The sequence below is a fragment of the Arcobacter arenosus genome, assembly GCF_005771535.1.
GTDB lineage: Bacteria > Campylobacterota > Campylobacteria > Campylobacterales > Arcobacteraceae > Halarcobacter > Halarcobacter arenosus.
Genome location: NZ_VANU01000008.1, coordinates 59,163 through 75,267, shown reverse-complemented (window position 1 = coordinate 75,267; position 16,105 = coordinate 59,163). Strand labels below are relative to the sequence as shown.

Genomic DNA, 16,105 nt, shown 5'->3' with positions numbered 1-16,105 from the left:
TTTTTTTGATATAATAAAATAATTTTCTAAAAGGGCTATTTTTGAGATTATTTTTTATATCATCTTTATTTTTTTTAACATTGTTTGCAAATATTCATACTTCAAAAAATAAAGATTTAACACAGCTTTCTAAAACTATTTTTACAACAGAGGAACAAGAATATTTAAAACAAAACCCCTTAATAAAAGTTGGACACTCTTCTGTATTTGAACCACTTTTTTTTAAAGATAGTAGTGGTAATTTAAATGGAATAATTATAGATACATATAAAACCTTAAGTGAAAAATTTGGTTTTGATGTTGAGTTTATAAATAAATCATGGAAAGAGATAATAAATGATTTAAAAAATGGAAATATAGATGTAATACCAGTAATCAATAAAAAAATTGTACAAAAAGAAAACTTACTTGAAGCAGAACCTATATCAAAGGCTTCATATAGTGTATTTACAAAAGATTCACAATCTTTTGAAATAAATTCAATAGAGGATTTATATGGAAAAGAGATTGCTTTTAATTTTAATATTTTATCTTTAAAAAGCTCACTTAAAAAATATGAAGATAAAATAAAGATTAGGGGACAAAAGACAACCTTAGAAGCTTTTTTTCTACTTGAAAATAATAAAGTTGATGCTGTTATCACTTTTCATAGGGATAAATACATTCTAGGAAAATATGAAATTAAAGATATCCATTCTATATATAGATTAAAAGAGTTTCAACCTAATACCGCTGCAGCAGTTAAACCAAATGACAAAATACTTCAATCAATTATAAATAAAAGTATAAACTCTTTAAGTTTAGAAGAAAAGAATACAATTTTAAAAAAATGGTTAGGGGATGATTCACAAAAAAACAATAATAATCAACTAACAAAAGAAGAGATAGATTTTCTAAAAACAAAAAATGAGTTTAATGTATGTTCAAAATATAAAAACTACCCAATAGATGCTGTTGAAAATGGAAAACTTATTGGTATAGCTGGACAAATTTACGATGAAATATCAAAAAAACTTAATATTAAATTTATACCTATAACTTCAAATAGCCTTGAAGAGTTTAAAGAAAATATAAACAAAGATAAATGTGACCTAATTTCAATGGAAAAAAATAGATATACTGGATATAAAGATTTTACATTTACAAAACCAATGCTTAATCAATTTTATGTTTCAATTGGTTCTATAAATAATCCATATATTTCTAATTTAAGTCAATTGAACAACCATATTTTTTATACAAAAGATGAAATTTTCAAAAATCAATTCCTAGAAAAATATCCAAAAGCAAAAGTAATTGTTAATTCAAATATTGATGAAATTATGAAAATAATCAAAAATGATTCAAAGTCTCACTTTATCCTTACAACTTATATTGCTGATGAAACGATAAGAAAATATGGACCTGATAAATTTAAAATTGACGATATTTTTGATAGTTTAAAAGCAAATGGTGCAATTTTAGTAAATAATAAATATCCACTTTTACACTCTTCTATTAATAAAACTATAAATGATTTTTCAAATGAACAGTTAAATAGTTTTGCCTCAAACTATAGAATATCAAAGTATGTAATTGAAAAAAACTACGAATGGCTATGGTATATTTTATTTATATTATTAGTTATTATTGCCCTCCTTGAATTTAGATATATAAAAATACTTGATAAAAAAAGAAAGAAAGAAAATGAGTTAACAAATAGTTTAAAACAAGCTAGAAAAATAGCAAAAATTAGTTCTTTTGTAAATGATTTATCAAAAGATTATTATGAAGAAATAGATGATTCTATTTATGATATATTTGAAATTTCACCAAAAGATTATCCAAAAATAAGTAGAAAACTTTTAATTGATTTTATTCATCCTGATGATAAAGAGAAGTTTAAAGAAAAACTTATGAACTCTTATACTTCAAAAGAGGAGCAAAATGCTGAAGTAAAAATAATAACTCCAGCTAAAAAAGTTAAATATATAATGATTTATTGGAAAATGATTCATAACAAAGATAAAGAAGCAATAAAAACAATAGCATCAGTGCAAGATATTACAGAAAAAGTTTTAAACGAAAAAGAGAGAATACAACAGGCATTCTTGCTACAAAAACAAAGTAAATTAGCTCTTCAAGGTGAAATGTTAAATATGATAGCTCACCAATGGAGACAACCTTTAAATCAATTATCTGTTTTAACTCAAATGTTTATTAGAAAAGTAGAACCAAATGTAGCTCAAAAAGATGAATTTGTTTTCTACAAAAATACAACAACTGATATTCTAAAACACTTATCACAAACTATAGAAGATTTTTGTAATTTTTATAAACCTAATAAGAAAAAAGAAGCTTTTTTGTTAGAAGAGTTTTATAGAAATTTAGAAGTTCTTATAAGTAATAGAGTTGAAAATCTAATTATCGAATATAATAATTTAGAAAAACTAAAAATATATACATTTAAAAATGAACTCTTACAAGTTTTTTTAACTATGATTAATAATAGTATTGAAGCAGTAACTAAAGATAAGCCAAATTTTTATATAAAAATATATAATTTATTAGAAAATGAAAAACTAATTATTAAAATTGAAGATAATGCAGGTGGAATATCTGAAAATGTAATAGAAAATATTTTTGAACCATATTTTTCAACAAAAGAGGAAAAAAATGGTACAGGATTGGGATTATATATGTCAAAATTAATTATAGAAAATTCTGTATCTGGAAAAATAAATGTTACAACACAAGATGATATTACAATTTTTACAATTGAAATTCCTCTAAAAGAGAAGGATAAAAATGAATAAAACAGATTTTTCAATTTTATATGCAGAAGATGACCAACTCGTCTCACAAATGTTATCTTCTGTTCTAGAAGATTATTTTAAAAATGTTTATGCGGCTAAAGATGGTCAAGAAGCACTAGAAATATATGAAAAGGAACAGATTGATATTGTTTTAACTGATATTCGAATGCCAAACCTTAATGGTATGGAATTAATCAAAACAATTAGGGAAAAAAATAAAGATATCCCCATAATTGTTTGTTCTGCACATAATGACACTCAATACTTATTAGAATCAATTCAATATAAAATTGATAGATATATCATTAAGCCAATTGATTTAGATATATTAGAAGAAGTTTTAGAAAAAACACTTGATCTTTTAAATATCAAGAAAAAAATAGAAAAACTCCAAGAAAAAGTTTCAAAACAAAATGATTTTTTACATATGGTTTTAAATACTCAAGCTACAATGATTGCTTTATTTAATAAAAACTGTGAACTTACCTTTGCTAATAAAACTTTATTAGACTTTTATTTATCTGAAAATCTAGAAGAATTAAAAAAAGAATACCAAGCTATTGAAAAAACTTTTATAGAAAATGATAACTACTTCCACATAGGGAAAGTAAAAGAAAATGAAAATTGGATTGAGAGTTTAAAAAAAGCAACTCCTTCTGAAAGAATAGTATCTATTTTATGCCATAAAACTATGGGTATAAAAGCTTTTAAAATCACCATTGCGCAACATGAAGAGACGATAGTATTAACTTTTACAGATATTAGTGAAACATTTTTAAAACAACTTCAACTTAAAGATAAAACTATACATGATAAATTAACTGGTGCATTTAATAGAGAATATTTTGAGGATAATTATGAAAAACTAATCTCAAAATTTGTAGATGAAACATACAGCTTTGGTATTGCTATTTTAGATATTGATTATTTCAAAAATGTAAATGATACTTATGGACATGATGTGGGAGATAATATTTTAGTTGATTTTGTAAAAATTATAAAAAAATACTCTAGAATGGATGATTATCTAATTAGATGGGGTGGAGAAGAATTTATATTTATTTTAAAAATAAAAAACTATACCGATTTAGAAATAAGTCTTGAAAAATTAAGAAAAAATATTGAAAACTCAAATTTTTCTAAAAATATTAAACTTACTTGTTCTTGTGGTGGAACTATTCATTCTTTAAATGAAGATATAAAAGATACTATAAAAAGAGCAGATGAGGCTTTATACAATGCTAAAAGTGCAGGTAGAAATAAAGTTATTATAAAAGAGTTTTAAATATTAAGCTTTGTAAACTCACATATTGAGGTTTCAAAGCTTGTTATATATTTTAAAACTTTTTCATTGTTATCAAAAAATATACTTTTAATATTATATTTTTCACAATTTTTACAGTCTTTATCAAAAAAACATTGAGATTTAGGCATAACTAATTGTAAAATAGACTGAGTTTTATCTAAAGCTAAAATATCATATACGATAAAATCTCTTTCTATATTATCTTCAATACTCAAAATACATAAATCATATTTTTTTATTTCAAACTTTAATTTAAAATCAGTATAAGAGTTTGCATGCTCAATTTCATAAGTTGTTAATTGCTCTAAAAAATCATAAGAAGAGATATAATTATCATAGTCAACAACCAAAATTTTTTTCACGAGCTAGCCTTTTTTATAAAATAATTAAAAATGTGATATTATTTTAATGAATAATTATTCAATTATACCTTAACTATGACACTTTTAGTAAATTTTTTTTTACAAATTAAGACTTTACTGATTTTTTATTAGTTATAATTTACTACTTTATAAGCCTTAAAATAGCTAAAAACAAGTGAAATAAGGCATGATATTTTATTTTATATTTAAAGAATTTGTATAGATTTGAGGAATGGCGAGAAGGTGTAGGAATCGAACCTACCGCGGCGTATACACATAAACCGCCAATCAGGGTTGAAGCCTGTGGTGCCCACCAGGGTCACATACCCCCCAAATCAAGGTTGAAATTATACAACATCTTTATTTAAAATTTCCAAAAGGTTAAAAATGGATTTACTGAAATCAATTCCAAAGGTAGACAAGTTTGTCTCAAACAAAGCTTTTGAAGAGATGTCAAAACCTCTAATACTATCAATTGCAAAAAATGTTATCAATAATTTAAGAGAAGATATCTTAAAAGAAAATATTGAGAAAATAGATGAAACTAAACTTATTCAAGAAGTAATAAGTAAATATGAAGATATTACAAAACCTTCACTTCAAAAAGTAATCAATGCAACAGGAGTTATTGTTCATACAAACTTAGGTAGAAGTTTAATTGATAGTAAAACTTTTGATGCAGTAAAACAAATCGCAACTTCTTACAATAACTTAGAATATAACTTAGAATTAGGGAAAAGAGGAGAAAGATATTCTCATATCTCAAATGTTGTAAAAAAATTACTTGGATGTGAAGATGTTTTAATTGTAAACAACAATGCGAGTGCAGTCTTCTTGATACTTAATACCTTTGCAAAAAATAAAGAGGTTGTGGTTAGTCGAGGTGAATTAGTTGAAATTGGCGGTAGCTTTAGGGTTCCTGATGTAATGAGTAGTAGTGGAGCAACACTAAAAGAGATTGGAACAACCAATAAAACTCACCTAAAAGACTATATTAATGCAATAAATGAAAACACTTCAATGTTAATGAAAGTTCATAAATCAAACTATTCAATTGAAGGATTTTCTTCTGAAGTTTTATTTAAAGAGATTGTAGAAGTAGCAAAAGAACATGATGTAATTGATTATTATGATATGGGAAGCGGTCATATAATTGATTTACCATATGGACTTGACCAAAGTGAACCATCTGTTTTAAAATATATGGAATCAAATCCATCACTATTAAGTTTTTCAGGGGATAAACTTTTAGGAAGTGTTCAAGCTGGAATTATAGTTGGAAAGAAAAAATATATAGACCAACTAAAGAAAAACCAACTTTTAAGAATGTTAAGGGTTGATAAACTAACTCTTGCTTTACTTGAAGAGAATATGAAATCTATTCTTTTAGGAAAACTTGAGAATATTCCAACATTAAATATGCTTTTTAAATCACTTGATGAATTAAAAAAAGATGCAATATCTCTACAAGAAAAAATAAAAGATATTTGTAAAACAGAAATTATAGAAACAAAAACGGTAATTGGTGGAGGGACAACTCCAAATAAAAAGATACCAACAATTGCACTTTCAATAGGTTTTAAAAACTATAAGCCAAATAAAATAGAAAAATTATTAAGAGCCAAAAACATTATAGGAAGAATTGAAAATGAACAATTTTTGTTAGACTTTAGAACTATACAAAAAGATGAAATTGCACTAATTGAAAATATTTTAAAAGAGATGATAAATGAATAATTACATAATTGGAACTTGCGGACATATTGACCATGGTAAAACAGCTTTAATCAAGGCTTTAAATGGTTATGAAGGTGATAGTACTAATGAGGAAAAACAAAGAGGAATAACTATTGATTTAAGCTTTTCAAATCTAAGTAATGAAACACAAAATATTGCATTTATTGATGTACCAGGGCATGAAAAACTTGTTAAAAATATGATTGCTGGTGCTTTCTCATTTGATTGTGTTATGATTGTTGTTAGTGCTTCAGAAAAGATTATGCCTCAAACTATTGAGCATTTGGAGATTTTAAATCTTTTAGGTGTAAAAAATGCAATATTAACTATTACAAAAAAAGATTTAGTTGAAGAACAGGAACTTCCAAAAATTGTTGAAGAGATTGAATCATTTGTAAAAGAGTTTGATTTTAATATTCTTTTTACTACTGCTGTTTCAATTTATGATGAAAACTCTATTGATGAATTAAAAGAGAAACTTTTTACACTAAATGCCAATACAAAAGTTGAAGAGAATTTCTTTAGATATTATGTTGATAGAATTTTTTCTGCACCAGGGGCTGGAACAATTGTAACAGGAACTGTTTTAGGTAAACCAATTGAAGTTAATGAAAAAGTTTTTATTTGTGATATAAAAAAAGATGTAAAAATAAAAAACCTTCAAGTACATGGAATTAATACAGAAGTTTCAAATATCTCAAATAGAACAGCAATAAATCTTGCTGGTGTAAAATCTAGCGAAATTAAAAAAGGTTTTTTGATTTCTAAAAAAGGTTTTTTAAGAGGATTTAATAGTGTCGATATCTCTTTTAGAGCCTTAAAGGGGAAAAAACTTAAACATAATCAAAACTACTCAATTTTTATAGGTTCAAAAAAAGTTGAGGGTAAAACACTTTTATTTAATAACCAAAATGAAGCAGAAAATGGTTTTGCAATATTAAGACTTAATGAAGATATTTTTTCAATATATAAAGAAAAACTTATTATTAGACAAGGGAATCAAACAATTGCAGGGGGAAAAGTTTTAAATCCAGTAATTGACCCCATGAAAAAATCTCAAAAACTACAACTTCTAGAACTTTTGGAAAAAGAAGATATTAAAGAGGCTTACAAAGTACTATTAAATGCCCATAGAAAAGGTTTAGGTTTAATCTCATCAGCTCAAAGATTTGCCTTAAGTCATGAAAAGGCTTTAGCGTATGCAAAAGGTTTAGATAATTGTTTTATTGATGAAAAAGCTTTAGTTCTTTATCCAATTGAGACAAAAGAAAAAATAGTTGATATAATAAAACAAATATATAGAAAAAATCAATTTGCCCTACTTTCAAATTCATCATTAGCTCTAAAAATGAAATGGGCAAGTGAAAGTTTTATTGATTTAGCTTTAAATCAACTACTAGAAGAAAATTTCTTAGAAAAAGATGGAAATTTATATAAAAATAAAAATATAAAAATCGATATTAAAAACTCGTTAGAAGAGATAATCTTGCAAAGACTTGAGGAGGAAGGATTAACACCTACTGCTCCATATAATATCTATGATGAGATGGATTTAGATAGAAAAACTGGTGATGATATTTTAAAGTCTTTATGTGCTAAAAAAGCTGTTGTAAGATTACAACATAATCTTTTTGTTCATAGTAGAGTTTTAACAGATATTGTAAAAGTTATGAAAAATATAATCACAACAGATGGATATATTGATATCCAAAACTTTAAAGATAAATTTCCACTAAGTAGAAAATATCTAATTACATATTTAGATTATTTGGACAATTTCTCACAAATTAAAAAAGATGGTAATAAGAGAGTTTTTACTACCACCTCTTTTTAATTTTATAAAATATACTGCCAATAAACAAGGGCAGTTATTGTAACAAATATAATTCCTACGATGTTAAATACAATTCCGTATTTAGACATATCTTTTACTTTTACTGCACCACTACTCATTGCAATAGCATTTGGTGGTGTAGCAATTGGAAGCATAAATGCATATGATGCACAAATTGTAGCAACCATTAAAATAAGCGTAATATCAACATTTGCCACTTCATTTAAAGAATAAATTATTGGTAAAGCAATTGAGATTAAAGCTGTATTTGAGGTAATCTCAGTTGTAAATGTAATCAATGAAGCAACTATTAAAATCAATAATATAACTGGTAAATCAGTTAAAACTAATAAATAGTTTGCAATTTCAGAGGCAAGTCCTGTTTGTGAGAAAGCTGCAGCAATTGAAAACCCTGCACCAAAAAGAAAAATGATTTCATATGGGATTTTTCTTGAATCATCCCAAGTTAAAAAACCAATTTTTGGTATAAACATCAAAAGTCCATATCCAAGAAGAATTCCCTTTTCATTTAATCCTAAACCTGAATAATATGGTTCTATTTTTGAATTTACTAAAAGTAAAATAACTAAAGAACCTAAAATGTACATCAATCTCTTTTGTTCACCTGTCAACTTTAAATTATCTGACAATTCTTTTTCGAAAGATAAATCTTCAACACCTAAAGATAACACAAAAGGTACAACTATTAACATTGCTAGAGCTAAAGGTCCTGTTAAAACCATCCATTTTATAAATGGAATTGCTTCTATTGCATGTTGTTCCATAAATCCTAATAAAATTAAGTTTGGTGGTGTTCCAATTGGTGTAACTATTCCTCCTATACTTGCTCCATAGGCAATAGCTAAAACTAGTCTCATTTTTAACTTTATATTATCTGTTAAAAACATCGCAATGGGTATTAATAAAAGTGCCGTTGTGGTGTTTGAGATAAGAGAACTTAAAAAAGCACTTGTAATTGATAATGAAAATAAAACACCCCTTGGTGTATTAGGAAAAAGTGTTAAAAGTTTGTTTGAAATAAACTTATGAAGTTCAGTTTTTTGAGTTGCAATAGCCAACATAAACCCACCTAAAAATAAAAATATAGTAGATTTTGAATAGTTTGCAACAGTTGCATTTGTACTGATGATATCTAAACTTGGAAATAGTATTATAGGAAGTAAAGATACAACTCCTAATGGTAAAGCTTCATTTGTCCATAAAGCTACAAGGAATACAATTATTCCAAATAGTGTTGCATGTTGTGTATTAAAAGCTAAACCAGCAATTAAAAAAGTGGCAACAGCCATCACTAATGCTAAAAAAATACCTTTCATTTTGACCTCTTTTTATAGTATATATATAACTATAAATTAAAAAAGATAAAATAATAGATTTTTCTTAGTATATATTAAAGAATTAATAAAATATTTTATTTTTTACTACTTCTTACATTCTTTTTACACGAAATGTACATCCTTTGTACATTTCGTATTAACTATTTTTTCTTTGGTCTAAAAGGTTTCATAACCTCTTCGTTACATTCTAAAAATGGCCCTTCCATCAAATCAATACAATAAGGTATTGCAGGGAAAACTGCATCTAGACACTCTCTTATTGATTTTGGTTTTCCTGGAAGATTTACAATCAAAGAACTTCCTCTAAGTCCTGCTGTTTGTCTAGATAAAATTGCAGTTGGAACAAATTTAAGAGATTCTGCTCTCATAAGTTCTCCAAAACCTGGCATCATCCTATCACATACAGCTTCAGTTGCTTCAGGAGTAACATCCCTTGCAGCTGGTCCTGTTCCACCTGTTGTTACAACTAAACAACAACCTTCATTATCAACTAAATCTTTCATTGTATCTTCAATTGTTTTTTGATCATCTTCAATACATCTATAAACTGGTTCCCAAGGAGATGTTAAATAGTCATTCATAGTATCAATGATTGCTTGTCCAGAGATATCTTCATATTCCCCTCTACTTGCTCTATCACTTGCTGTTATAATTCCAATTTTTGCTATCAATATTATTCCTTTTCTTTTAATATATGTCCAACATTTTTTATAAAATAAACTGTTGCATGATTCCTAAAAAACTCACAAGCTTTTGAAGAATCAAATATTTTATCCTCTTCCCCTAAATAAACTTCGATTTTAACACCCCTATTTATAAGCTCTTGAAGTTTTGATTCATCCCATTCATAATTTAAAAGCTCTTCTAACTCTTCATAAGAACCTTTTTTAAAAAAATGTTTCATTTCAAAATTCGATGGAAAAGAGATGTTTTCTAAAAAGTTTTCACAATATGTATTTTCATCTTTTTTAAAAAACATCAATTGTGTTCTTTTAAATCTTTTATCTTGTGTTTGAAAAAATGCAGGTGAAAAAAGTTGTAAGGTATCAACTCTTTGTGTATTGTTATAAACTTCCTCAAAAGCTTTTATTGCTCCATATGAAAAGCCACATACTGTAAAATCATTTTCATTTATATATTCTTTGAAAAGTTCACTTTCCTTTTCTAAAGAAAAACCACTAAAATATTTAAAGGTCATCTTGAGTTATAACCTCATTTTTAAGAATAATCTCTTTTAGTCTATTAATCTCTTGAATATTCTCAGATAAATTTGTTCTTAGTTCGTTGCTAACTTTTTCTATTAAACCATTTGCATCTTTTGCCATTTTATGGTTTGTAACAATTGAATCAGCTAAAGAATAAGCTTTTTTAATATCTTCGTCATTTATTGCATATCTTTGTTTTTTGATAACTTCAACACCAATTGTACCTGCAAGATATCTTTTTATATTTTCAAGTAATTCATTGAAAGAAGGATAAACTGAATCAATATTAGAAGTCCCCTCTTCAAAAAGTGCTACTTTAGATTTTGAAATAAAGGCTTTACTAGCTTGATAAATAGCTAAAATCTCTTTTTGTTTGTCATCTAAAATAAGAGTTTCTTTTTTACCAAACTCAATTTTTCGTTTTGCAATTTCAATATCTTCTAATTCTAAATTTTTAGAATCTCTTTTAATCATATTTAAAAGTGCTTCATTTATCAAAGTTGATAGTGCCGCAGAATTAAAACCTGCTGTATCTATAGCAAGTTTTTCTAAATCAAATTCATAGTGTTTGTTTTTTAAATATAACTCTAAAATCTTTTTTCTATCATTTTTATTTGGAAGTTTAATAAACACTCTTCTATCAAATCTTCCTGCTCTTAAAAGGGCTTCATCTAATACTTCTATTTTATTTGTTGCAGCAATTACAATAACTCCAGATTCTCCATCAAAACCATCCATTTGAGTTAGAAGTTCATTTAATGTAGATTCCCTTTCATCATTCGTTTTGCCACCTCTTTGTTTACCAATAGCATCAATCTCATCAATAAATACAATTGCAGGAGCAGAAGCTTTTGCTTTCATAAAAAGTTCTCGCACCTTTTTTGCACCCATACCAACATAAATTTGTACAAAAGAAGCACCACTTTGATAAAAAAATGGAACATCAGCTTCCCCAGCTACAGCTCTTGCAATAAGTGTTTTACCAACACCTGGAGGTCCAACTAATAATACACCCTTTGGTAATTTAACACCAAATTGCATATATTTACTTGGGTTGTTTAAAAAATCAACAATCTCCTCAAGCTCACCTTTAACCTCAGAGATTCCAGCTACATCTTTAAATGTTGTATTTGAAGATACTGCTGTAATATTTGAACTAATCTCCTCTTGTGATTCTTGAGCAGTTTCAAGTTGATTTGAAAAACTATTGTTATTAGTTTTTGTTTTATTTAAAAATTTTTGAATTTTATCTTGTTTTAGCCTTGCAAATATTGCAAAAGCTAAAAGAAATAGTAAAAAGATTATTCCAAAGTAATAAGAACTTTGTTGTATGTGCTCACTACTTTTATAAAGTGTATATAAAAAAAGTACTAATAAAACTATGGCTGAAAGCCCCATTAGTTTTATGTTTTTATCAAGTTTGTTTTTATTTAAATTCTGCGACATTTTTATCCTGCCTTGCTTCATAGTCATCAATAAAAATCCAATCCCCTACTAAATCTGCAGTTGAATTTACTTCTATTTGATTAAAATGTTGGTCTAAGCCTACATATTTACCATTTTTCTCAGATTCAATTAGAACTTCTAAAGTAGTTTTATTGTTTTTTCTAAACTGATAATTTTTGTCATCAATTATTGATACAAGTTCATTGTATCGCTCTTTTGCAATATCACCTCTTACAATATCTTTCATTGTTGCACTAGGAGTTCCATCTCTTTTTGAGTATGTAAAGGCATGTACATGAGTTAAAGGAAATTTATGAAGATTTTCAACTGCTTCTTTCCATAACTTATCTGTTTCCCCTGGATGTCCTACAATAAAGTCTGTTCCTAAAGCATATCCATTGTCCCTTAAAAATTCAAAAAGTTCAAGGTCTGATAAAACCTTATTTCTTCTGTTCATAATTTTTAACATCTCTTTTGATGTGTGTTGAAGTGCAATGTGAAGGTGTTTTGCCATAAATGGCTCATTTATAATCTCTTTAAACTCATCATCAATTTGAATAGGCTCAATACTTCCCATTCTTATTCTTCTAACACCTTTAATTTGTGACATTTTCTTAAGAAGTTTAGCTAAAGAAGTATGTTGTTTTTTACCATAGCTTCCTACATTTGTACCAGTTAGAATAAACTCACCAAAACCATTTGATGCTAGTTTTTCTATTTGTTCTAAAATCTTGTCTTCTTTGTAAGATCTTGCATCACCTCTTACATAAGGAATAATACAATATGAACATCTAAAGTCACATCCCTCTTGGATTTTGATAAATGCCCTACTTTTCCCAATAAACTCTTCAACAATAGTATCATCAATATGTTCTAAATCACCGGCATCAAAAAATCTTTCTTCATTTTTAAGTAAGTCATTGATTTTTTCTTTTTCAGAGTGCCCAAATAGGGAATCTATCTTTTCTTCTTTAAAAAGTCCCTCACCCTTTGTCCAAACACCACATCCTGTAAAAACAACCCTTGGAGGTTTATCAAATTTATTTAGTGAATTTATATAACCACGTGCTGTGCTATCTGCACTATTTGTAACGGTACAAGAGTTAATTACAACTATATCAGCTTCTTTTTCATCTTGTGTTACTTCAAAATCTTTTAGATTACTCATCATAACTTGAGTATCAAATACATTTGTTCTACATCCAAAGGTTTTAAAAAAAACTTTTTGTTTATTTGTTGAAAAATTCATCTATGGCACCTCAGGTAAATCAGCAGGTGGAACTCTAAAGTTTTGATTACCACCAGTAGTATTTACTGTTTGAGTTGGGTATGCAATTGTTATATCATCTTCTTTTAAAAATGCTTCAATAATCTCAGGAGACATTGTACTTCTTAAAACTAATGCTGAATATGAGTTTGTTAGATACCATCCTGAAATTACAATACCATATGGCTCAGCAAAAGTATAAACTCTAGGTTCAACCCCTGTTGCTCTTAATTGGTATTTACTTCTCATTTTTGAAAGTTGTTTTCTAGTAATATCTGTATACCCTTTTGAATAGTGTTTTAAGATATTTTTTACAATATTTTGTGCTTTTTTATGATTTGAATCAAAAGTAATAGCAATATCAATTCCATCCCAAACTGTTCTTAATCCTGAGTGAGTATAGTTTGCAATCATTTCTGAAAAAATATAGTTATTTGGAATAAAGAAAATTCTTCCTGTTCTTCTATTAACTCTATATGAAGTATAAGTGATATCTTCTCTAATTGTCATTTTAAATAATGAAATATCAAGTACATCACCTACAACTTGTTGTCCATCTCTAGTAACTTTGATTCTATCTCCCACGGAAATTGACCCAGAAGTTACAATAACAAGCCATCCAAAAATAGACATAAACCAGTCTTTTAAAGCAATAGCAATACCCGCAGATGCAAATCCAAGGATTGTTACTATGTATGAAACATTATCGATATAAGAAAAAAGTAAAACAATCAAAACAAAAAATACAACAGTAAAGTTTATGATTTTGTTTGTCATATAGTAATTTTCGTTTTGAGAAAAATATTTTTTAAGTGCAAGTTTAATTAAAAAAGCAACAAAAAATAAAATCACGATTATCAATCCAAGATTAAATATCTTTTCAATTTGTTCTGAAATTTGACTTTTTGTTTCTAAAATAACTTGTTCTATCTTTCTTGTATAAACCTCTTCAGTTGTTGATACAATCTCTAAAACCATATTAAAGTCTTTTTTCTCTTTTTCTAGAAACTCTAACTCTTCTTTATACTCTGGCTTTGGATCGATATTATAAAGGTCTAAATATACAAAAAGCTTTTCTTCTAAAAGATTTGTAAGCTCTTTAACTCTAGTTTCAACAGACAAAAAGTCTTTTTTGTTGTTTTCTAGTTTTTTAATATAAGATAGTGCATTTAATATCCCAAATGGGTTTGTGATAACTTCATAATTATCAATTTCAGGAGGGTCAATTAAAGAACCTATTGGCGAACCTTTATATTCTGAAATAAGTTCTAATTCGTTTTCTTTGATTCTAATTTTATTATTTAAATGATAAACCTGATCTGCACTTTTTTCATTTATAGTAGTTAAACTCTTTTTTAAGCGAATTAATTCTTCTGAAATTTTTCTATATGCATCGTAATTGTTATATCTTTTTAGTAAGATATTATCTTTTAATTGCTCATCAATTAAAGCAATTCTTTTTTGCATATCTTTGATTTTAACTTCTCTTAATAGCTTTTTTTCTTCTTCCTCTTTTTTTAGCTTTTCAGCTTCTTCTTGTAGTCTTTTTTCCTCTTCAATTTGTTTAATATCTTCAAGATTGTTTACTACAATCTCTTTTGCATCATTAACTACACTATTAACTAGATTTCCTGCTTTATCAATAATATTTTCACTTTCTTGAGAATATAAACTAAAAGCAAATAAAGAGGTGATAAGAAGAGTTTTTAATATTTTCACGAGTTAAAACCTTTTAGAACTTCTATCACATCTTCTTTTGATATATTTGCGGTAATCTCGCAATCACCAATACCTTTTGGTACAATAAATTTAATTTTATTGTCTAAAGATTTTTTATCTAAGAAAAAGTGTTCATAGAAATCTTCTACATCTTTGATGTTGTATGTTGTTGGAATATCATATTTTTCAAGTAATGCAGTAACTCTATTTGAATCTTCTTGGGTCATATATCCAATTTTAACTGCTAGTGCATTTGCCATCGTCATCCCAATACCAACAGCTTCTCCATGTAAATAAGTGTCATAATTTGTTTCATTTTCAATTACATGACCAAAGGTGTGTCCATAATTTAAAGCTGCTCGCAATCCTCTTTCTTTTTCATCTTGAGAAACAACCCAAGCTTTTGTTTCAACTGATTTTGCAATGGCAACTTTGATATTTTCTTCATCATTTAAATCATTTTCTTCAAGCCATTTAAAAAAGTCACTATTGAAAGTAACTGCCATCTTAACAATCTCTGCAATCCCTGCACCAAACTCTCTTTTTGGTAAAGTTGTTAAAAAATGTGGATCGATATTTACTGCAATTGGTTGATAAAATGCACCAATTAAATTTTTTCCATATTTGTTGTTTATTCCAGTTTTACCACCAACACTAGCATCAACTTGTGAAAGTAAAGTTGTAGGAATTTGAATAAAATCAATTCCTCTTTGGTAAATAGAAGCAGCAAAACCTGTCATATCACCAATAACTCCACCACCAAATGCAATTAGAAGAGAACTTCTATTTAGTTTGTGCTCAAAGCAGTGTTCAAGTATAGTTTCTATTGTATTCATTCTTTTGTACTCTTCCCCATCGGGAATTGTAACAACAGAAAGTTCTTTTGCATCAATTTTAGAAGTTAAATAATCTAAATGCAAGGCACTAATAGTTGGGTTTGTTACTACTACAACTTTTCTATCAAAGGTCATATTCTTTAAAGTATCTATTGTAATATCGTAAGAAGTATTGTCAGGTAAAGTAATGTTTACAATCATAAAAAATCCATAAATTAAAATTAATCATAAAATATCAAA

The 16,105-nt window shown here is 26.9% G+C and carries 12 protein-coding genes and 1 tRNA gene; 4 read left to right on the top strand and 9 right to left on the bottom strand.

The window, feature by feature from the left end:
• Positions 1 to 41: 41 nt before the first annotated feature.
• Entirely contained in the window at positions 42 to 2,795 is a 2,754-nt protein-coding gene (locus FDK22_RS14930; protein ID WP_138153788.1) for a transporter substrate-binding domain-containing protein, read from the top strand.
• Positions 2,788 to 4,080, top strand: a complete 1,293-nt coding sequence (locus tag FDK22_RS14925; RefSeq protein WP_138153787.1) for a GGDEF domain-containing response regulator — start codon at positions 2,788 to 2,790, stop codon at positions 4,078 to 4,080. Before FDK22_RS14930 ends, FDK22_RS14925 begins: the two co-directional genes overlap by 8 nt.
• Here the strand turns inward: FDK22_RS14925 and FDK22_RS14920 are convergent.
• Both FDK22_RS14920 and FDK22_RS15790 read right to left on the bottom strand, forming a co-directional pair.
• Positions 4,077 to 4,463, bottom strand: coding sequence for a hypothetical protein (locus FDK22_RS14920; RefSeq protein ID WP_138153786.1), 387 nt, complete (start codon positions 4,461 to 4,463; stop codon positions 4,077 to 4,079). The two genes, FDK22_RS14925 and FDK22_RS14920, sit on opposite strands and share 4 nt — an antisense overlap.
• Before the next feature lie 233 nt (positions 4,464 to 4,696).
• A tRNA-Sec gene (locus FDK22_RS15790) sits at positions 4,697 to 4,795 on the bottom strand.
• Between the two features lie 55 nt (positions 4,796 to 4,850).
• Between FDK22_RS15790 and selA the strand changes: the two genes are divergently transcribed.
• The gene (selA, locus tag FDK22_RS14915) at positions 4,851 to 6,200 is read left to right on the top strand and encodes an L-seryl-tRNA(Sec) selenium transferase (RefSeq protein WP_138153785.1); all 1,350 of its coding nucleotides are present in this window, start codon (positions 4,851 to 4,853) and stop codon (positions 6,198 to 6,200) included.
• On the top strand, positions 6,193 to 8,034 hold the full coding sequence (gene selB, locus FDK22_RS14910) for a selenocysteine-specific translation elongation factor (protein WP_138153784.1): 1,842 nt from the start codon (positions 6,193 to 6,195) through the stop codon (positions 8,032 to 8,034). The genes selA and selB overlap by 8 nt, the downstream gene beginning before the upstream one ends.
• 2 nt (positions 8,035 to 8,036) lie before the next feature.
• Here selB and FDK22_RS14905 read toward each other — a convergent pair whose 3' ends face one another.
• From FDK22_RS14905 to aroB, 7 genes are all read right to left on the bottom strand, one after another.
• Positions 8,037 to 9,371: an SLC13 family permease gene (locus FDK22_RS14905; RefSeq protein ID WP_138153783.1), complete on the bottom strand. Its 1,335-nt coding sequence runs from the start codon at positions 9,369 to 9,371 to the stop codon at positions 8,037 to 8,039.
• A gap of 161 nt (positions 9,372 to 9,532) precedes the next feature.
• Positions 9,533 to 10,063, bottom strand: coding sequence for a molybdopterin adenylyltransferase (gene mog / locus FDK22_RS14900; RefSeq protein WP_420836721.1), 531 nt, complete (start codon positions 10,061 to 10,063; stop codon positions 9,533 to 9,535).
• Between the two features lie 2 nt (positions 10,064 to 10,065).
• Entirely contained in the window at positions 10,066 to 10,590 is a 525-nt protein-coding gene (gene bioV / locus FDK22_RS14895) for a pimelyl-ACP methyl ester esterase BioV (RefSeq protein ID WP_138153781.1), read from the bottom strand.
• Positions 10,580 to 12,043: an AAA family ATPase gene (locus FDK22_RS14890; protein WP_138153780.1), complete on the bottom strand. Its 1,464-nt coding sequence runs from the start codon at positions 12,041 to 12,043 to the stop codon at positions 10,580 to 10,582. The genes bioV and FDK22_RS14890 overlap by 11 nt, the downstream gene beginning before the upstream one ends.
• Positions 12,024 to 13,292: a tRNA (N(6)-L-threonylcarbamoyladenosine(37)-C(2))-methylthiotransferase MtaB gene (gene mtaB, locus FDK22_RS14885; protein WP_138153779.1), complete on the bottom strand. Its 1,269-nt coding sequence runs from the start codon at positions 13,290 to 13,292 to the stop codon at positions 12,024 to 12,026. The genes FDK22_RS14890 and mtaB overlap by 20 nt, the downstream gene beginning before the upstream one ends.
• Positions 13,293 to 15,029, bottom strand: coding sequence for a mechanosensitive ion channel family protein (locus FDK22_RS14880; RefSeq protein WP_138153778.1), 1,737 nt, complete (start codon positions 15,027 to 15,029; stop codon positions 13,293 to 13,295).
• Entirely contained in the window at positions 15,026 to 16,066 is a 1,041-nt protein-coding gene (aroB, locus tag FDK22_RS14875; RefSeq protein ID WP_138153777.1) for a 3-dehydroquinate synthase, read from the bottom strand. Before aroB ends, FDK22_RS14880 begins: the two co-directional genes overlap by 4 nt.
• Positions 16,067 to 16,105 lie beyond the last annotated feature (39 nt).